Annotated in this window: 17 protein-coding genes; 11 read left to right on the forward strand and 6 right to left on the reverse strand. The window is 70.5% G+C overall.

The genetic code is table 11. The features are described from left to right. Positions 1–108: 108 nt before the first annotated feature. Complete coding sequence (locus OHA03_RS11815; protein ID WP_267003454.1) at positions 109–1,059, forward strand: glucosyl-3-phosphoglycerate synthase; 951 nt, start codon at positions 109–111, stop codon at positions 1,057–1,059. 54 nt (positions 1,060–1,113) lie between these two features. Beyond that, a complete protein-coding gene (locus OHA03_RS11820; RefSeq protein ID WP_267003456.1) occupies positions 1,114–2,508 on the forward strand; it encodes a trehalose-6-phosphate synthase in 1,395 nt (464 codons plus the stop codon). Between the two features lie 18 nt (positions 2,509–2,526). Here OHA03_RS11820 and otsB read toward each other — a convergent pair whose 3' ends face one another. From otsB to OHA03_RS11835, 3 genes are all read right to left on the reverse strand, one after another. Beyond that, entirely contained in the window at positions 2,527–3,381 is an 855-nt protein-coding gene (otsB, locus tag OHA03_RS11825) for a trehalose-phosphatase (protein ID WP_267003458.1), read from the reverse strand. A 152-nt stretch (positions 3,382–3,533) separates the two neighbouring features. After that, on the reverse strand, positions 3,534–3,812 hold the full coding sequence (locus OHA03_RS11830) for a DUF3263 domain-containing protein (RefSeq protein ID WP_267003460.1): 279 nt from the start codon (positions 3,810–3,812) through the stop codon (positions 3,534–3,536). 32 nt (positions 3,813–3,844) lie between these two features. Further along, positions 3,845–5,062, reverse strand: a complete 1,218-nt coding sequence (locus tag OHA03_RS11835; protein WP_267008017.1) for an ABC transporter substrate-binding protein — start codon at positions 5,060–5,062, stop codon at positions 3,845–3,847. A 324-nt stretch (positions 5,063–5,386) separates the two neighbouring features. Between OHA03_RS11835 and OHA03_RS11840 the strand changes: the two genes are divergently transcribed. The 5 genes from OHA03_RS11840 to OHA03_RS11860 all read left to right on the forward strand — a co-directional run bounded on the left by OHA03_RS11840 (position 5,387) and on the right by OHA03_RS11860 (position 10,520). Beyond that, on the forward strand, positions 5,387–6,295 hold the full coding sequence (locus tag OHA03_RS11840; protein ID WP_267003462.1) for an SIS domain-containing protein: 909 nt from the start codon (positions 5,387–5,389) through the stop codon (positions 6,293–6,295). Positions 6,296–6,397: 102 nt separating this feature from the next. Continuing rightward, positions 6,398–7,330, forward strand: a complete 933-nt coding sequence (locus OHA03_RS11845; protein WP_267003464.1) for an ROK family protein — start codon at positions 6,398–6,400, stop codon at positions 7,328–7,330. Next, entirely contained in the window at positions 7,330–8,484 is a 1,155-nt protein-coding gene (gene nagA, locus OHA03_RS11850; RefSeq protein WP_267003466.1) for an N-acetylglucosamine-6-phosphate deacetylase, read from the forward strand. The genes OHA03_RS11845 and nagA overlap by 1 nt, the downstream gene beginning before the upstream one ends. A 167-nt stretch (positions 8,485–8,651) precedes the next feature. Beyond that, positions 8,652–9,581 carry a 1-phosphofructokinase family hexose kinase gene (locus OHA03_RS11855; protein WP_267008018.1) on the forward strand — a complete coding sequence of 310 codons (930 nt, stop codon included), beginning with the start codon at positions 8,652–8,654 and terminating at the stop codon, positions 9,579–9,581. Positions 9,582–9,671: 90 nt separating this feature from the next. Further along, positions 9,672–10,520 carry a class II fructose-bisphosphate aldolase gene (locus tag OHA03_RS11860; protein WP_267003468.1) on the forward strand — a complete coding sequence of 283 codons (849 nt, stop codon included), beginning with the start codon at positions 9,672–9,674 and terminating at the stop codon, positions 10,518–10,520. 111 nt (positions 10,521–10,631) lie between these two features. On the opposite strand, the gene OHA03_RS11865 is transcribed toward OHA03_RS11860, so the two are convergent. Together OHA03_RS11865 and cdgB are read right to left on the reverse strand one after the other, a co-directional pair. Beyond that, positions 10,632–11,627 (reverse strand): CBM35 domain-containing protein, encoded by a 996-nt coding sequence (locus tag OHA03_RS11865; protein WP_267003470.1) that lies wholly within the window; start codon positions 11,625–11,627, stop codon positions 10,632–10,634. A 174-nt stretch (positions 11,628–11,801) separates the two neighbouring features. Beyond that, positions 11,802–13,460, reverse strand: a complete 1,659-nt coding sequence (cdgB, locus tag OHA03_RS11870) for a diguanylate cyclase CdgB (RefSeq protein WP_267003472.1) — start codon at positions 13,458–13,460, stop codon at positions 11,802–11,804. Between the two features lie 384 nt (positions 13,461–13,844). Between cdgB and OHA03_RS11875 the strand changes: the two genes are divergently transcribed. Further along, positions 13,845–14,351 carry a flavin reductase family protein gene (locus tag OHA03_RS11875; protein ID WP_323181195.1) on the forward strand — a complete coding sequence of 169 codons (507 nt, stop codon included), beginning with the start codon at positions 13,845–13,847 and terminating at the stop codon, positions 14,349–14,351. Between the two features lie 16 nt (positions 14,352–14,367). Here the strand turns inward: OHA03_RS11875 and arfB are convergent, their stop codons facing one another. Next, on the reverse strand, positions 14,368–14,793 hold the full coding sequence (gene arfB / locus OHA03_RS11880) for an alternative ribosome rescue aminoacyl-tRNA hydrolase ArfB (RefSeq protein ID WP_030979457.1): 426 nt from the start codon (positions 14,791–14,793) through the stop codon (positions 14,368–14,370). A 191-nt stretch (positions 14,794–14,984) separates the two neighbouring features. On the opposite strand from arfB, the gene OHA03_RS11885 reads away from it, so the two are divergent. The 3 genes from OHA03_RS11885 (at position 14,985) to OHA03_RS11895 (ending at position 18,084) form a co-directional block, all read left to right on the forward strand. Further along, positions 14,985–15,560, forward strand: coding sequence for a TerD family protein (locus OHA03_RS11885; RefSeq protein WP_030933124.1), 576 nt, complete (start codon positions 14,985–14,987; stop codon positions 15,558–15,560). Between the two features lie 307 nt (positions 15,561–15,867). After that, positions 15,868–17,370, forward strand: coding sequence for a M4 family metallopeptidase (locus tag OHA03_RS11890; protein WP_267008019.1), 1,503 nt, complete (start codon positions 15,868–15,870; stop codon positions 17,368–17,370). Between the two features lie 192 nt (positions 17,371–17,562). Then, a complete protein-coding gene (locus OHA03_RS11895) occupies positions 17,563–18,084 on the forward strand; it encodes a GNAT family N-acetyltransferase (protein WP_267003478.1) in 522 nt (173 codons plus the stop codon). The last annotated feature ends 36 nt before the right edge of the window (positions 18,085–18,120 follow it).

An 18,120-nucleotide genomic window follows, 5' to 3' on the forward strand; every position in this document is an offset into this window, starting at 1 on the left:
CCCGGCATGCAAGGGTCATCCGCGTTGTTCAAGACTGTAACCGAAGCATCGGACGGTTGAGATAGCCGTCCGAACCGCGAGATGGATCACATACAGGGAGTATCGACCGTGCTGGAAGAGGTCGAACGCTGGCTGACCAGACGTTCCTGGTCGGCCGCCGACCGTCCGCTGGACCGGCTCGTCGCCGCCAGGGCCAGGGATCCGCGGCGCGGGAGTGTGAGCGTCGTGCTGCCCGCCCTCAACGAGGAGGCGACGGTCGGCGCGATCGTCGAGACGATCCGGGTCGAGCTCATGGAGAAGGTCCAGCTGGTCGACGAGCTGCTGGTGATCGACTCCGGGTCGACGGACGCCACCGCGGAGGTCGCCCGGAAGGCGGGCGCCCGAGTGGTGCACCGTGACGACGTACTCCCCCGGATACCCGCGCTGCCCGGCAAGGGCGAGGTCCTCTGGCGATCACTCCTGGTCACCGAAGGTGACATCGTCTGCTTCATAGACGCCGACCTGAAGGACTTCTCCGCGGATTTCGTCTCCGGCATCATCGGCCCGCTGCTCACCGATCCCGAGGTGCAGTTCGTGAAGGCGATGTACGACCGCCCGCTCGGAGACACAGCAGGCCAGGGCGGTCGCGTCACGGAACTGGTGGCCCGCCCGCTGCTCAATCTGCACTGGCCGCAGCTGGCCGGCTTCGTCCAGCCGCTGGGCGGCGAGTACGCGGTGCGGCGCTCGCTGCTGGAGCGGCTGCCGTTCCCGGTCGGTTACGGAGTGGAACTCGGCCTGCTCGTGGATGCGCTGCACACCGTGGGGCTGGACGCGCTGGCCCAGGTCGATGTAGGGGTCAGGAAACACCGCCACCAGGACGGGCAGGCGCTGGGCCGGATGGCGGCGGCGATCTACCGGACGGCGCAACTGCGCCTCTCCCGCGGCCACTTGGTGCGACCGTCCCTCACCCAGTTCGAACGGGGCGAGACCGGCTTCGTACCACGCACGCACGCCGTGGACACGGAGGAGCGACCGCCGATGCAGGAGATCAGGGAGTACGTTTCGCGCCGCGCCGCCTGAGGTGGCCTGACTTCGCACGTTTGGGCGGTTCGCGATCGGGCTAGATTCCGCAACATGGCCTCCGAGCACGTGATCACATCTGCCGCCCAGGTACTCGTCGCCTCCAACCGCGGCCCGGTCTCGTACGCACTGGGCGAGGACGGTTCGCTCAGCGCCAAACGGGGCGGCGGCGGACTCGTCTCCGGGCTGAGCGCCGTCGAGGACAAGCTGTGGGTCTGCGCGGCGCTCGGCGACGGGGACAGGGAGGCGGTCCGGCGCGGGATCGCCGAGCCGGGCGTACGGATGCTCGACATCGACGCCGATGTGCACGCCGACGCGTACAACGGCATCGCGAACTCGGTGCTCTGGTTCGTCCACCACATGCTGTACCAGACGCCGCTGGATCCCGTCTTCGACGTGGAGTTCCGCCGGCAGTGGGCGTCGTTCGAGGCGTACAACCTGGCCTTCGCACAGGCGCTCGCCGAGGAGGCGGGCGAGGGCGCGGCAGTGCTGGTGCAGGACTACCACCTGGCCCTGGTCCCCGGCATGCTCCGCGACCTCCGCCCCGACCTGCGGATCGGTCACTTCTCGCACACCCCGTGGGCCCCGGTCGACTACTTCCGCCTGCTGCCCGACGACATCGCGGAGCAGCTGCTGCGCGGCATGCTCGGCGCGGACCGGGCGGCGTTCCTGACCCGGCGGTGGGCAGACGCGTTCACCGCCTGCTGCACGGAGGTCCTGGGCGGCACCGGCCGGACGAGGATCGGCGTGCACGGCCTCGGCGCGGACGCGGACTTCCTGCGCCGTCGTGCGCACCAGCCGGACGTGGACGAACGCATGGCGATCCTGCGGGAGCAGGTGGGCGGCACCGGCCGGAAGACGATCGTGCGGGTCGACCGTACGGAACTCTCCAAGAACATCGTGCGCGGGCTGCTGGCGTACCGGGAGCTGCTGAACACCCGCCCGCAGTGGCGCGAGCGGGTGGTGCATGTCGCGTTCGCGTACCCGTCGCGACAGGACCTGGCGGTGTACCGGGAGTACACGGCCGAGGTGCAGCGGCTGGCGGACGACATCAACGAGGCGTACGGAACGCCCGATTGGACCCCGGTCCTGCTGCATGTGCACGACGACTTCGCGCGCTCGCTGGGGGCGTACCGGCTGGCGGACGTAGCGCTCGTCAACCCGATCCGCGACGGCATGAACCTGGTCGCGAAGGAGGTCCCCGTGGTCTCCGACCAGGGCTGCGCGCTGGTGCTGTCGCGGGAGGCGGGGGCGTACGAGGAGCTGGGCGCAGACGCGATCGTGGTGAACCCGTACGACGTGTCGGCGACGGCGGCGGCCCTGCATGCGGCGCTGACGATGCCGGAAGGGGAGCGAGCGGAGCGGTCGAAGCGGCTGGCTGCGGCGGCGACTGCGCTGCCGCCGCAGCAGTGGTTCCTGGAGCAGTTGGAGGCGTTGCGGTGGGACTGACCGTTCGGCGGTGACCGTTCAGAGGCGCCGGGCGAGGGCCGCGAGGAAGTCGACCACGGCCGCCGGACCCGGCAGCAACAGGTCCGCCCGCTCGGCCAGTTCCGGCACTTCCGCGCTTCCGCTGCACACCAGCAGACCGGGGATGCCGTCGGGGCCCTCCGTGCGGAGCTTCTCCACCGCGGCGTACGCGGCGAGGTCGCCCAGGTCGTCCCCGGCGTACAGGACGGACTCGGCGTCCGTCTCCCGTACGTATTTCGCGAGCGCCACGCCCTTGTCCATGCCGGGCGGGCGCAGTTCCAGGACGAGTCGCCCCGGCTCGACGATCAGTCCGTGCAGGGCCGCGAGCTCGCCCAGCGGGCCGCGCAGCGCGTCGAATGCGGCCTGCGGGTCGGCTGCGCGGCGTGTGTGGACGGCGAGCGCCTGCCCCTTTTCCTCGATCCATGTGCCGTGCCAGGAGTCGAACCGGTGCAGCACGCCCGGGAGTTCGGCACGGGCCGCCGCCACACCGGGATGCGGGGCGGGGGTGTGAACGGTGCCGGACACGGCGTCCCAGCGTTCGGCGCCGTAGTGGCCGAGTACGACGAGGTGGTCGAGGCCCGGGACGCCCGCGAAGCCGCCGTGCCGGACCGCGACGCCGGCCGGGCGGCCGGTGATCACAGCGACGGAGGCGACCTTCGGGGCGAGCGCGGCGATGGCCGGGACGGCGCCGGGGTGGGCACGGGCCTGCTCCGGGTCCGGGACTATGTCGGCGAGGGTGCCGTCGAAGTCGAGGGCGACCACGGCACGGTCGGGACGGGCCAGGAGGGCGGCGAGGCCTTCACGGCCGGCCGGGGTGGTGGGGATGGGGAGGGATCGCTCTGGGTTGCTGCCCATGGGCCGAGCCTATCGGGGGTGACGGAGCGCGGCTACGGCTGCACCTGCGGCAGGCCTGTTCCCCTGCCCCGCCCGTTCCCGGGACCCGGGGCTCCGCCCCGGACCCCGCACCTCGAACGTCGGAGGCCGGTCCTTCCGGAGCGACGCCCCGGCTAACGCCTCCCCCGCCGGGCCTCCCGCACGCGCCGCAGCCGGTTGACCGTCACCGGGTCCTCCTCCAGCGCCCTCCGGTCGTCCAGCAACGCGTTCAGCAGCTGGTAGTAGCGCGTCGGCGAAATCCCCAGCCCCTCGCGGATCTCCCGTTCCTTCGCCCCGGGCCCGGGCCACGACCGCCGTTCCACGGCCAGCACCGCACGCTCCCGCTCGGAGAGCCCCGGCTGCGTCGTGTCCGGGGTCTCCGCACCGTGGGAGTCGTTCTCGGAGGCGGTCATATCAGCCAACATAATGCCCGCGCGGCGGCCTGCTACTCCGCCGCTTCCGCCGTCGCCGCCCCCCGCGCGATCTCGGACAGCACACCCGCCGGACTGCCGCCCGGCTCCACCGCCTTGCCGATGTTCTGCTTGATCAGCTCGCTCGTCCGCGCCCACGACGTATTGCCGACAGGGTAGAACTCCGAGTTCGGCAGCGCCTCCAGGAACTTCCGCAGCGGCTTGTGCTTGGCGTCCGTCTCCATCACCGCGGACGCGCTGTCGGTGACCGGCAGCAGGTCGTACTCGTCGGCGAAGGCCACCACGTTCTTGTCCTCGAACATGTAGTCGAAGAATTTACCGATGGCTTCGCGGTGGTTGTTCTGCTTGAAGCCCATGATCCAGTCGGCGACGCCCATCGACCCCTCGGTCGGGCCGGTGATGCCGGGCAGCGGCACCATGCCGACCTGGACGCCCTTCCGCTCGGCCTCCTGCATCAGCGTGGGGTGCCCGTTGAGCATCCCCACCTTGCCGCTCGTGAACGCCTCGAACGCCTGCGCCCGGTCCAGCTTTCCGGGGGCCACCGGGCCGACCAGTCCCTTGTCGACCAGATTCGTCTTCAACCAGTCGAACGTCTTGATGTTCTCGGGCGAGTCGATGTCGTACGAGCCGACGTCGTCCGTGTAGCCGCCGCCCCCACTGAGCAGCCACATCATGGTCTCGGCCTGGGACTCCTCCTGACCGAGCGGCAGCGCGAACGGGTAGGTGACGCCACGCTGCTTGAGCACCACGGCGTCGTCACGGATGTCGTCCCAGGTCTTCGGGGCGTCCAGGCCCGCCCGGCTGAAGTACTTCTTGTTGTAGAACAGCAGCCGGGTGCTGGCGACGAACGGCAGTCCGTACTGGGTCTGGTTGTACTGGCCCGCATCGGCCAGCCGGGGCAGGAAGTTCGCCTGCGTGCGGATGGCGAGCATGTCGTCGGCGCTGTAGAGCTTCCCGGCCTTGGCGTAGTCCGCGTAGGCACCGATCTGCGCGATGTCCGGGGCCTGCCCCTTCTTGACCATCTCGGCGACCTTGCGGTCGACGTCCTTCCACGAATAGACGTTGACATCGACCTTGATGCCGTCGTGGGACGCCTCGAAGTTCCTGGCGAGTTCGTCCCAGTACTTCGTGGAGCTGTTCGCCGCGCTGTTGCCGTAGTCGGCCGCGACGAGTTTGAGGGTGACATCCCCCGCTGCGCTGCCGGTGCCACAGCCCGACAACGTTGCCGTCATGCCGAGTGCGGCTACCGCCGCGGTCAGTGCCAAGTAGTGCCGCTGCACAGCCAGTCCATCCTCATCGATTCGGTGACCACCCGACCGTCCGGATGAGCTGCGATTTTTACCCATGTCGCCAGGGGAGGTCTACACCAGAGAAGTATCGCTTCTGCAACGTAACCGGACCTGTGTCCGGATGGTCCGGGGTGTCATTGCACGGGAACGGGACCCGCTGTTAAGTACATCTCGGCACACGGCACTTCGTGGTCTGTACCTTTCCGCGTCCACCGTTCTGCACCGCCCCGCCGTTACCGTTCCCCACGCACCGAGGAGCCGTCCAGCATGTCCCGTACCGCATCAGAGATTGCCACCCAGCCCAGCTGCTGGCGGCGCGCCGCGGAGGCAGGGGCCGCGTTCGACGGACTGCCGCGGCCGGGTGAGCGGGTCGCCGTCACCGGGTGCGGCACCTCCTGGTTCATGGCTATCGCGTACGCGGCGCTGCGCGAGGCGGCCGGGCAGGGCGAGACCGATGCGTTCGCCTCCTCGGAGTTCCCCGCAGGGCGTCCGTACGACCGCGTCGTGGCGATCACCCGCTCCGGCACGACGACCGAGGTCCTCGACCTCCTCGGTGAGCTGCGCGGCAAGGTGGCCACCGTCGCACTGACCGCCGACCCGAAGACGCCCGTGATGGACGCCGCCGACGCCGTGGCCGTACTGGACTGGGCGGACGAGGAGTCGGTCGTCCAGACCCGGTTCGCCACCACCGCGCTGGCCTTCCTGCGGGCCGGCCTGGAGGCGGCAGGTCCGCTTCCGGCCGGGGTGAAGACGGTCGCCGAGGCAGCGGTCGACGCGGAGCTCGCGGTGACGGAGCCGCTGGCGGAGGCGGTCGTCGCGGCCGAGCAGTGGACATTCCTGGGGCGCGGCTGGACGTACGGGCTGGCCCAGGAGGCCGGGCTCAAGATGCGCGAGGCGGCAGGTGCCTGGACCGAGTCGTACCCGGCGATGGAGTACCGCCACGGACCGATCTCGATCACCGGTCCGAACCGGGTCGCGTGGGTGTTCGGCGCACTGCCCAAGGGACTCGCGGGCGAGGTCGCGGGGGTGGGCGGCACGCTGGTGGCCCATGTCACGGCCGACCCGATGGCCGATCTGATCCGGGCCCAGCGGCTCGCGGTCGAGATCGCGGAGTCGAAGGGGTACGACCCCGACCACCCGCGCAATCTTTCGCGCAGCGTGATCCTGGCACCCTGAGCCGGTGGCCGCGCCGACCGCCCTCATCGTTTTGTATGGATGCGCAACAAACAGCGAGAGTGGACTAGACCTATCGGGGTCCGGCGGGCGAAACTGTTTCCCGTGAAACACGTCATCGCCCTCGATGTGGGCGGCACCGGAATGAAGGCCGCCCTGGTCGGGGCCGACGGCACCCTGCTGCACGAGGCCCGGCGCGCGACCGGCCGGGAGCGCGGGCCCGACGCCGTCGTGGAGTCGATCCTCGCCTTCGCCGCGGAGCTGCGCGCCCACGGCGAGGAACAGTTCGGCGAGAGTGCCGCCGCGGCCGGTGTCGCCGTGCCGGGCATCGTCGACGCGGAGAACGGGATCGCCGTCTACGCCTCGAACCTCGGCTGGCGCGACGTACCGATGCGGGACAAGCTCGGCGAGCGGCTCGGCGGAGTGCCCGTCGCGCTCGGCCACGACGTCAGGACCGGTGGCCTCGCCGAGGGCCGGATCGGCGCGGGCAAGGGCGCCGACCGCTTCCTCTTCGTGCCGCTGGGCACCGGTATCGCCGGGGCCATCGGCATCGCAGGCAGCATCGAGGCCGGCGCGCACGGATACGCGGGCGAAATCGGGCACATCGTGGTCCGGCCGGACGGGCCGGACTGCGGCTGCGGACAGCGCGGCTGTCTGGAGACCCTGGCCTCCGCCTCCGCGGTCAGCCGCGCCTGGGCCGCCGCCTCGGGCGACCCGGAGGCCGATGCGGCGGACTGCGCGAAGGCCGTCGAGTCGGGCGATCCCGCGGCCGTACGGGTCTGGCAGAACGCGGTCGACGCGCTCGCCGCCGGGCTGGTCACCGCGCTCACCCTGCTCGACCCGCGCACGCTGATCATCGGTGGCGGGCTCGCCGAGGCGGGGGAAACCTTGTTCGTACCACTCCGTGCGGCCGTCGAGGAACGCGTCACGTTCCAGAAGCTGCCCCACATCGTCCCGGCGGCCCTCGGGGACACCGCTGGATGCCTGGGCGCAGGGCTGCTCGCCTGGGATCTTCTCTCCACGGAGGTATCCGCCTGATGGCCGGACGCGCAGACAGCACGGTTCTCGCAGGGGCCAGGGTGGTTCTTCCCACCGGGACCGTCGAGAACGGGCGGGTGATCGTCGAGGGCACCCGGATCGCGGGCAGTACTCACGAAGGCGCCCGGACCATCGATCTGACCGGCCACTGGGTCGTGCCCGGCTTCGTCGACATGCACAACCACGGCGGCGGCGGCGCGTCCTTCACCTCCGGCACCGTGGACGAGGTCCTGACCGGCGTCCGCACCCACCGCGAGCACGGCACCACCACCCTGGTCGCCTCCACCGTCACCGGCGAGATGGACTTCCTCGCCCAGCGGGCCGGCATCCTCTCAGAGCTCGTCGAGCAGGGCGATCTGGCCGGAATCCACTTCGAGGGCCCGTTCATCTCGCCGTGCCGCAAGGGCGCGCACAGCGAGAAGCTGCTGCGCCACCCGGACCCGGCCGAGGTCCGCAAGCTGATGGACGCGGCGCGCGGCACCGCGAAGATGTTCACGCTCGCCACCGAACTGCCGGGCGGCATCGAGTCGGTGCGGCTGCTCGCCGAGCACGGGGTGATCGCCGCGATCGGGCACACCGACGCGACGTACGAGCAGACCGTCGAGGCGATCGACGCGGGCGCCACCGTCGCCACCCACCTGTTCAACGCGATGCCGCCGCTCGCCCACCGTGAGCCCGGCCCGATCGCCGCGCTCCTGGAGGACGAGCGGATCACCGTCGAGCTGATCAACGACGGTACGCACCTGCACCCGGCCGCCCTGGAGCTGGCCTACCACCACGCGGGCGCCGCCCGCGTCGCCCTGATCACGGACGCGATGGACGCGGCCGGCTTCGGTGACGGCCAGTACCAGCTGGGCCCGCTCGCCGTCGAGGTCAAGGACGGCGTCGCCCGGCTCGTCGAGGGCGGCTCGATCGCGGGCTCCACACTCACCCTGGACACCGCGTTCCGCCGGGCCGTCACCCTCGACAGGATCCCGGTCGACGACGTCGTGCAGTCCATCTCCGCCAACCCGGCGCGCCTGCTCGGCGTGTACGACAAGGTCGGCTCGCTGGAGCCGGGCAAGGACGCCGACCTGGTGGTCCTGGACGCGGACTTCGCGCTGAAGGGCGTCATGCGCAAGGGCGATTGGGTCATTGAGCCCCATCTTGGCTGATTCGGCCCATTATTGACGACGGGTCGAATACGTAACGAAGAGAAGGCGGTTGGCCCCGAGGTCTGGGCCGACCGCCGTCTCTTTGGCATGATCGCTTCGTAAACAGCAGGGAAAGCGCGTTCTGGCAAGGGATCCGCGCTCCGGCACGGATCGAAGGGGTGACCGAGGTGATCCTCACGGTCACGCTGAACACGGCACTCGACCTGACGTACGGCGTACCGGCGTTGGTCCCGCACACCAGCCACCGCGTCGGCGACATCTCCGAACGCCCCGGCGGCAAGGGCCTCAACGTGGCCCGGGTGCTCTCCGCACTCGACCACGAGACCGTGGTCACCGGCTTCGCCGGAGGCGCCACCGGAGCCGTCCTCCGCGACCTGCTGGCCGGCCTCCCGCCGCGCGACGCCCTCGTCGCCGTCACCGGGAACACCCGCCGTACGATCGCCGTCGTCGACGCGTCCACCGGCGACACCACCCAGCTCAACGAGCCGGGCCCGCTCGTCACCGCCGGGGAATGGGCCGCCTTCCTCACCACGTACCGAAAGCTCCTCGGCGAAGCGGACGCGGTCGCCCTCTGCGGCAGCCTGCCGCCCGGGATCCACGTCGGGGCGTACGCCGAACTGGTCCGCCTGGCCCGCGCCGCCGACGTCCCCGTCCTCCTCGACACCAGCGGCGAACCGCTGCGCCGGGGCATCGCCGCCCGCCCCGACCTGATCAAACCGAACGCCGACGAACTCGCCCAGCTCACCGGCTCCCGCGAACCGCTGCGCGCCACCCGCGACGCCCGCCGCCGCGGCGCGCACAGCGTCATAGCCTCGCTCGGCGCGGACGGCATGCTCGCCGCCACACCCGACGGCACCTGGCGGGCCGCGCCGCCCACCCGGGTCGCGGGCAACCCGACCGGAGCGGGCGACTCCGCAGTGGCCGGACTGCTGTCCGGGCTCGTCGAGGGCCTGAGCTGGCCGGACCGGCTGCGCAGGGCGGTGGCACTGTCAACGGCGACGGTACTGGCCCCCGCGGCCGGGGAGTTCGACCGGGCGGCGTACGAGGAGCTGCTGTCGCGCGTCCGTGTCGAGGAGTACGCCCCGACGACGGCCTGAGCCGCGGAACCGCCCGGCACCATCCCTCAGTCCAGCACCAATCCCGCAGTCCAGCACCATCCCGCACCATCAGAAGTTTCAGGGGGCAGCATGCCGCTCGTCAGCACCGGTGAACTCGTCTCGGCGGCCCAGGCCGACCGCCGCGGGATCGCCGCCTTCAACGTCATCACGCTGGAGCACGCGGAGGCCATCGCCGCGGGCGCGGAGCGCGCCGGGGCGCCCGCCATCCTGCAGATCTCCGAGAACGCCGTGAAGTTCCACGGCGGCCGGCTCTCCGCCGTCGCCGCCGCGGCGGCCGCCGTCGCCCGTGCCTCCAGCGCGCCGCTCGCCCTCCACCTCGACCATGTCGAGTCCGTCGACCTGCTGCACCAGGCGCACGCGGAGGGCTTCGGCTCGGTGATGTTCGACGCCTCGAAGCTTCCGTACGAGGAGAACGTTCAGGCCACGGCCGACGCGGTGGTCTGGGGCCACGAGCGCGGGATCTGGATCGAGGCGGAGCTCGGCAAGGTCGGCGGCAAGGAGGGCGAGGCCCCGCTCGACGCCCACGCCCCCGGCGTCCGCACGGACCCGGCCGAGGCCGCCGCCTATGTCGCGGCGACCGGCGTGGACGCGCTGGCCGTCGCGGTCGGCTCCTCGCACGCCATGACGGAACGCACCGCCGCCCTGGACCACGCCCTGATCGGGCAGCTGCGCGACGCGGTGACGGTCCCGCTGGTGCTGCACGGCTCCAGCGGCGTCCCGGACGACGAGATCCGCCAGGCGGTCGCCTCGGGCATGCGCAAGATCAATGTGGGCACCGCCCTGAACACCGCATTCACGGGCGCGGTGCGCGCCTACCTGGCCGAGAACCCGACGGGCGTCGACCCGCGCAAGTACCTCGTCCCCGGCCGCGAGGCGATGGCCGCGACGGTGGCGGGATTCCTGGCGCTGATGGGCTGAGGAGCCACCAGGCGGTCGGTCGGAAGAGCCGCACAGAAGATCTGCCCTACGTCCTCGTCCGAACCGTCGCGGTTCGGAAGAAGGCGTAGGGCAGATCGGTTCCGGGAGTGCTCAGCCCTTCGCCGACGTGACCTCGAGCCAGTCGAGGATCACGTCGCACTGGTTGCCGGTCTCGCACGAGATCTTGATCTCGTTGTCGCCCTGGTTCAGAGTCACCGGCGCCCACGTGGTCTGCCAGTTCTTCTCCCAGTTCGGGTCCGAGGACTTCACGAAGTTCTTCAGACCGATGGGCTGGCTGTTGGCCTTGCCGTTGACCGTCAGCGTGGCGTTGGCGTCCTTGGCCGGGATGGCGTACCGCACAGTCAGCCGGTACGACCCCGCCGCCTTCATGGACGCCTTCCAGGTCACCGAGGACCCCGGCTGGTTGAAACCGGTGACGTACACGCCGTCCGCGCCCTCGGCGCCCTTGATGGTCTTCTCGACGGTGGCCGTGCCGCCCAGCTTCAGCGTCGCCGCGTCCTGCTTCGGCAGCTCCACCGGAGCTTCGGAGGACGACCCGGTGTCCTTCGGCTTCGGGGACTCGTCGACCTGACCGGCGGCACCGGCCGAGGTGGCGGCCTCGTTCTTCTTGTCGTCGTTGCCGTCGCCGGTCATCAGCGCGGCGCCGATACCGATGAGCACGACCGCGACGACCGCGACCGCACCGATCAGCAGACCCTTGTTGTTCGGACCGCCCTTGCCGGGGCCACCGGTCCGGCCGCGGCCGCCCTGCGTCGCGACCGGTGCGGTGGGCGCACCACCGGGGTAGGTCTCGGGGGCGGCGTACTGCGCATTCGGCCCGCCGTAGGGAGGTTGCGGCTGACCGTACGGTGCCTGCGGCTGGCCGTACGGCTGCTGCTGCGGCACCTGCTGCCCGTACTGGCGCTCGCCCACGGTCCGGACCTGGTTGTACGAGGTCCTCGGCACGCCGGGCTGCGGGACCGGACCCGGGTAGCCGTATCCGCCCTGCCCCGGCGACTGAGCGCCGGCCGCCTGTCCGTCCTCGTACAGGTAGCCGAACGGATCGTCGTCCTCGGGTGTGTTTGCGCCGTTGTTCCCGGCCGTCATCCCTGGGTCACTCCTCACCATGTCGCCAGCCGTCGCCGAAAATCGCCAGCCGTGGCCGACCGGCCGAGCCTACCTCGAACGGAGCACACCAAGAATTGCCGTTGGCCTCCGGGGCCACTCACTCACCGTGGTGGGGGTACGGCGACGGATGCCGGAACGGACCTGTCGTGAACGTCAGCCGGCCCTGCGGTGAACCTTCGACCGGGACCGCTTTTCCACATACATCCGCTGGTCGGCGGAGCGCAGCACCTCTTCGGCGGTCATGCCGCAGCCGGCCCAGCCGATCCCGAAGCTCGCCCCGACCCGCACCGCGCGACCATCCACCCGAATGGGCGGAATAATGGCGTTTCGGAGACGTACGGCCAGATCCGCGGCGTCTGCGGCGCCGAGCCCGTCCGCGAGGACGACGAATTCGTCACCCCCGAGGCGTGCGACGGTGTCGCCGTCGCGCACACAGGTGGTGAGCCGGCGGGCGACCTCGATCAGGACGGCGTCACCGGTGTGGTGCCCGAAGCGGTCGTTGATCGACTTGAAGCCGTCGAGGTCGCAGAAGAGGACCGCGAGCCCCTTCGCCCCCTCGTCGCTCTCGTCGTCGGGTGCCACGGCGTGCACATGGTGGTCGTACGGGCCGCCGGCCACCGCGTCGGCCTCGAAGCCGTCGGCACGGAAGCCGTGCACGCGGCCCTCCGCGTCCTCGACGTCGCCGTAAGCCGCGTCCAGCGCCTGCACGGCGGTGGTGGCCGCCGCGTGCGGGCGCTCGCAGAGCCGGGCACTGAGCCGCGCGCGCAGCTCGGCACTGTTGGGCAGTCCGGTCAGCGCGTCGTGCGAGGCGCGGTGCGCCAGATGCAGCTCGTGCCGCTTGCGCTCCTCTATGTCCTCTACATGGGTGAGGAGGAAACGCGGGCCGTCGGCGGTGTCCGCTACGACGGAGTTGCGCAGCGAGACCCAGAGGTACGAGCCGTCCCGGCGCCCGAGCCGCAGCTCGGCGCGGCCGCCCTCGGCGGACGTCCGCAGCAGGGTGCCGACGTCCTCCGGGTGGACCAGGTCGGCGAAGGAGTAGCGGCGCAGTACGGAGGCGGGGCGGCCGAGCAGCCGGCACAGGGCGTCGTTGGTGCGCAGCAGCCTGCCGTGCTGATCACCGCCCATCTCGGCGATGGCCATGCCGCTGGGGGCGTACTCGAAGGCTTGGCGGAACGACTCCTCGCTGGCCCGCAGCGCCGCCTGTTCGCGTTCGAGCCGGACCAGGGCGCGCTGCATGTTTGCTCGGAGCCGCGCGTTACTGATCGCAATGGCCGCCTGCGACGCGTACATCTGGAGAGCTTCGCGGCCCCACGCGCCGGGGCGGCGGCCGTTGCGCGGGCGGTCGACGGAGATGACGCCGAGGAGGTCCTGCCCGCCCCCGGACGCGTACATCGGGGCGTAGAGCCGGTCCTGCGGGTGCCACTCGTCCTCGAAGCGGGGCTCGGGGCCCTCGGTGTGCCACTGCGGTACGTCGTCGTCGAGGAGGACCCAGCCGTCGGTGTGCGGTATGAAGCGGAGCCCGTCCCAGCACTCACCCATGGCCAGCCGGCGATCCCACGAGGTGCGGGAGCCGACGCGGCCGGTGATCAGGGCTTCGGCGGCGGAGTTGCCCGCGAAGGCGGCGACGACGAGATCACCGTCGGGACGGACGAGGTTGACGCAGGCCAACTCGTATCCGAGACCGGCGACGATTCCGTCGGCCACGGTCTGCAGTGTGTCGGCCAGGCTCCGCGCCGTATTGAGATCGGCGACGGCCTGATGCAGCTGCCGCATCGTCGCTAGACGGACGTACGGCTCCGACTCGGCCTCCATTGCTCGCACTCCCCGAGACCTCGACAGCACTCCAGGTTTCTATCGACGTACTTGTTCGCAGTGTCACCGCCACTGAATCACAGTGAGCTGTGCACCCGGTACACAGGGTCAACAAATATTGCGCTCTGTGACTCAAGTCACAACAGATGATGAAGGGTTGCGAGTGGCCCACCCAGGTGGCCCGTCCGTTTCTTGAACGCAAATCTGTACGTTGCAGTACGTTGCACCGCGCCGTCCCGGCACATCCCCGTCGGCCCGGAGTCCTAGGACCCCTCTGGTCCCCTGGCCCGATGCGGTGGCCCGCGACCCGCGGCTAGCGTGCCCGTTGTGTTGCAGACGAAGCCCCCCACCCCGCGGTCCGAGCCCATCCCCCATGCTGAGGGGGTGAGCAACGACGAGTTCCGCGGCGCCCTCGCCCGGCTGGCCGCCGGCGTGGTCCTGATCACCGCCCAGGAGCCGCCGCTCGACGAGAACGGGCGCGGCGAGGACGTCGGCATGACGGCGACCGCCTTCATGTCCGTGTCGCTGGACCCGCCGCTCGTCCTGGTGAGCCTGCGCAACGGCTCCCGGATGGACGACCTGCTCGACGAACAGCCGGTGTGGGCGGTCTCCGTGCTGTCGGAGAGCCAACGGCACATCGCGGGACGGTTCGCGATGAAGGGCCGGATCAGCGACCGGCTGCTGTTCCAGGACATCCCCTATGTAAGGGGAGAGGTGTCGAGCGCACCGCTGATCGGCGGGGCCCTCGCCACCCTGGAGTGCCGCACGGAGCAGCGGGTGCCCGCGGGCGACCACACGCTGGTGATCGGACGGGTGCTGAGCGCGGCGCTGCCGAGCGCGGACGGCGGGCCGCTGACCTACTTCCAGGGGCGCTACCGGCAGCTGGGCTGAACCCCGGCGTCCCGGTTCACCAGTCGCGGCCGGAGCGGCCGCGCTTCGTGTCGCCGCGCTGCTTCTTCTCGCGCAGCCGGCGTTCGTTGATCCCACGCGGGATCCTGGTCTTGCGGCGCGGCTTGGGGGGCGGCGCCGTGGCTTCGGCCAGCAGGGAGGCGAGGCGGACGAGGGCGGTCTCGCGGTTGCGCCACTGGGAGCGGTGCTCCGACGCCCGCACCGTGACCACGCCGCCCACCAGCCGGCTCTCCAGTCTTTGGAGCGCCCGGTCCTTCCACACCTCGGGAAGCGCGTCGGTCGCCGCGAGGTCGAAGCGGAGCTCCACCTGGGAGTCACTGGTGTTGACGTGCTGACCGCCGGGCCCGGAGGACCGCGAGAAACGCCACATGAGCTCGGCCTCCGGCAGGGAGACCGAACCGCGGATGACATAGGGCCCGGACATGACACCCATGTTCCCTGGCCGTCGGCCCTCCCGTCACCTCCTTTTGCCGCATCCGGTCACCCGTTCGGCCGACAGTTCGGTAAAGAAAGTAAAGGGAGCAGGAACCTCCCGGTCCTCTGCCTGCGTTATGAGGTGTGACGGTAGCTTCGTGATGGCACGAAGCCCGCACACGACGATGAAAGGGACTTCCCATGGCAGTAAGCCTGTCCAAGGGCGGCAACGTCTCGCTCACCAAGGAGGCCCCGGGCCTGACCGCCGTCACGGTCGGCCTCGGCTGGGACGTCCGCACCACCACCGGCACCGACTTCGACCTCGACGCCTCGGCGATCGCGGTGAACCCGGGAGGAAAGGTCGTCTCCGACGGCCACTTCGTCTTCTTCAACAACAAGTCGACCCCGGACCAGACCATCGTCCACACCGGTGACAACGTCACGGGCGCGGGCGAGGGCGACGACGAGCAGATCAACGTAAACCTGGCGGGCCTGCCGGCCGACGTCGACAAGATCGTCTTCCCGGTCTCGATCTACGACGCCGAAACCCGCAGCCAGAACTTCGGCCAGGTGCGCAACGCGTTCATCCGCATCATCAACCAGGCCGGCGGCACCGAGATCGCCCGCTACGACCTGAGCGAGGACGCCGCCACCGAGACCGCGATGGTCTTCGGCGAGCTGTACCGCAACGGCGCGGAGTGGAAGTTCCGCGCCGTGGGCCAGGGCTACGCCTCGGGCCTGCGCGGCATCGCCCAGGACTTCGGCGTCAACCTCTGACGCAAGAGGGTTCATGGCCTGACCTGACAGACGGGAGCCCCCGGTCGATTCCTTCGGCCGGGGGCTCCCGTCTGCCATGCCGTCAGAAGGCCCACGTCCGGCCGCACGACACCTGACGCATTACACATAACGGACAGCGCTCCCCCATGAACGGACAAGATCCGGTCAAATATTTGACACGACCCTGCCAAATTTAGGCGCACCGGTGCCAGTCTCACCGCACACCCCTCACGGAGCTCATGGACCGAGTGAAGGAGAACGAGTGAGAACCACTCTGCGTGCCGCCGCTCTTGCCGCGTCCGCCGCCATGGTCGTCGTCGGCGTACAAGCAGGCTCGGCCGATGCCGCCCAGGACCGCGCGGCCGGAGCCACCGCGCTGCCGATCAGCGCGTCCCAGCGGGCCGCGGCCATCGAGGAAGCCCAGGCCGGGGCCGCCTCGACCGCCGCGAAGATCAAGCTGGGCGGCAAGGAGAAGCTCGTCGTCCGCGATGTGATCAAGGACGCCGACGGCACCGTCCACACCCGCTACGAGCGCACCTACGCCGGACTGCCCGTCCTCGGCGGCGACCTCGTCACCCACACCAGGAAGGACGGCTCCCTCAAGGGGGTGTCCAAGGCAACCGACGCAAAGATATCCGTGGCATCGACGACTGCCACGGCCACCGCCAAGTCCGGTGCCCGGAAGGTGATCTGGGCCGTCACCGGCAAGCCTGCGCTCGCCTACGAGAACGTGGTCAAGGGCACCCAGGCCGACGGGACGCCCAGTGAGCGCCACGTCATCACCGACGCCGCCAGCGGCAAGGAGCTCTACTCGTACGAGGCCATCGACACGGGGTCCGGCACCAGCCAGTACAGCGGCACCGTCGCCCTCGGCACCTCGGCCTCCGGATCCGGCTACAACCTGACCGACGCCGGACGCGGCGGCCACAACACGTACGACCTGAACGGCGGCACCTCCGGCACCGGGACCCTCTTCACCGACGCCGACGACATCTGGGGCAACGGTCTCGCGACCAACCGTCAGACCGCCGCGGTCGACGCCCACTACGGCGCCGCCATGACCTGGGACTTCTACAAGAACGAACTGGGCCGCAACGGCATCGCCGGCGACGGCAGGGCCGCATACTCCCGGGTCCACTACGGCAACGCGTACGTCAACGCCTTCTGGCAGGACGCCTGCTTCTGCATGACGTACGGAGACGGCTCGGGCAACCTCAAGCCGCTCACCTCGCTGGATGTCGCCGGACACGAGATGAGCCACGGTCTGACCGCGGCGACCGCCGGTCTGAAGTACAGCCGTGAATCGGGTGGCCTCAACGAGGCGACCAGCGACATGTTCGGCACCGCGGTCGAGTTCTACGCGGGCAACAGCAGCGACGCCGGCGACTACCTCATCGGCGAGAAGATCGACATCAACGGCAACGGCACCCCGCTGCGCTACATGGACAAGCCCAGCAAGGACGGCGGTTCGGCGGACTACTGGTCGAGGACGGTCGGCCGCCTCGACGTCCACTACTCGTCCGGGCCCGCCAACCACTTCTTCTACCTGCTGTCCGAGGGCAGCGGCGCGAAGACCATCAACGGCGTCGCCTACAACTCGCCGACCTCCAACGGCTCCACGGTCACGGGCATCGGGCGCGCGAAGGCCGTCCAGATCTGGTACAAGGCGCTCACCACGTACATGACCTCGTCCACCGACTACGCGGCCGCGCGGGTCGCCACCCTGCAGGCGGCGAGCGACCTGTACGGAGCAGGCAGCGCGGAGTACGCAGCCGTCGCCTCCGCCTGGTCCGCGATCAACGTGAACTAGTAGGCCGTCCGGCACCACCGCCCGACGGCTCCTGCGGATCGCCCACGCGCCGCGCACAGCCACCGGTTTCCCGGAGATGTGCGCGGCGTCCGGCCGTTCCACGGGCGGTCGCGCCGTGGGTGGCCGCCGTACGGGTGGCTGCCCGCGGCGGCACCGCACGGCGGCACCGCGCGCCCGCATAGGCTGCGCCGAGTGATCATCGAACCGCTGCTGCCGGTGGCCGGCGCGCTTCCCGGCCCGCTGCTCGCCGAACTCACCGCGCTCTACGCGTCCGATCCGACGTTCCAGCAGCTCAGCGGCGGCTTCCCGGACCCCCACGACATCCGGTCGGAACAGGTCGCGGCCTCGCTCGCCGAGGAGCTGGCGAACCCGGACACCGAGGTACTGCTCGCCCGGTCGCAGGGGCAGTTGGTCGGCGTGGCCATCACCCTCGCGCACCATCCGGACCCGGCCGACCCCGACCCGTGGATCGGACTGCTCATGGTCGACGCACGGCAGCACCGCTCCGGTTACGGGCGGCAGCTGGCCGGCCTCGTCGAGGAGCGGTTCCGGGCAGCCGGGCGGGACGGAGTCCGGCTGGCCGTCCTGGAGAACAACCCCAGGGCGCTCGCCTTCTGGACCGCGCTCGGCTACGAGGTCATCGACCACCGGCCCGACCGCCAACTGGGCCGCCCCTGCGCGGTGTTGCGCAAGCTGCTGAAGCCCGCCGAATAACGGACACAAGAGCGCCCCAGTCGGACAAGAAGTGGT

Source organism: Streptomyces sp. NBC_00154, from assembly GCF_026342835.1.
In the GTDB taxonomy this organism is placed as follows: Bacteria; Actinomycetota; Actinomycetes; order Streptomycetales; family Streptomycetaceae; genus Streptomyces.

What these genes read in the sequence shown, in the direction of transcription:
- OHA03_RS11820 (WP_267003456.1), top strand. Translation starts at nt 1,114, where the DNA reads ATGGCCTCCGAGCACGTGATCACATCTGCCGCCCAGGTACTCGTCGCC.
- OHA03_RS11885 (WP_030933124.1), top strand. Translation starts at nt 14,985, where the DNA reads ATGGCAGTAAGCCTGTCCAAGGGCGGCAACGTCTCGCTCACCAAGGAG.
- nagA (WP_267003466.1), top strand. Translation starts at nt 7,330, where the DNA reads ATGGCCGGACGCGCAGACAGCACGGTTCTCGCAGGGGCCAGGGTGGTT.
- OHA03_RS11890 (WP_267008019.1), top strand. Translation starts at nt 15,868, where the DNA reads ATGGTCGTCGTCGGCGTACAAGCAGGCTCGGCCGATGCCGCCCAGGAC.
- cdgB (WP_267003472.1), bottom strand. Translation starts at nt 13,460, where the DNA reads ATGGAGGCCGAGTCGGAGCCGTACGTCCGTCTAGCGACGATGCGGCAG.
- OHA03_RS11860 (WP_267003468.1), top strand. Translation starts at nt 9,672, where the DNA reads ATGCCGCTCGTCAGCACCGGTGAACTCGTCTCGGCGGCCCAGGCCGAC.
- OHA03_RS11830 (WP_267003460.1), bottom strand. Translation starts at nt 3,812, where the DNA reads ATGACCGCCTCCGAGAACGACTCCCACGGTGCGGAGACCCCGGACACG.
- OHA03_RS11840 (WP_267003462.1), top strand. Translation starts at nt 5,387, where the DNA reads ATGTCCCGTACCGCATCAGAGATTGCCACCCAGCCCAGCTGCTGGCGG.
- OHA03_RS11865 (WP_267003470.1), bottom strand. Translation starts at nt 11,627, where the DNA reads ATGACGGCCGGGAACAACGGCGCAAACACACCCGAGGACGACGATCCG.
- otsB (WP_267003458.1), bottom strand. Translation starts at nt 3,381, where the DNA reads ATGGGCAGCAACCCAGAGCGATCCCTCCCCATCCCCACCACCCCGGCC.
- OHA03_RS11835 (WP_267008017.1), bottom strand. Translation starts at nt 5,062, where the DNA reads ATGACGGCAACGTTGTCGGGCTGTGGCACCGGCAGCGCAGCGGGGGAT.
- arfB (WP_030979457.1), bottom strand. Translation starts at nt 14,793, where the DNA reads ATGTCCGGGCCCTATGTCATCCGCGGTTCGGTCTCCCTGCCGGAGGCC.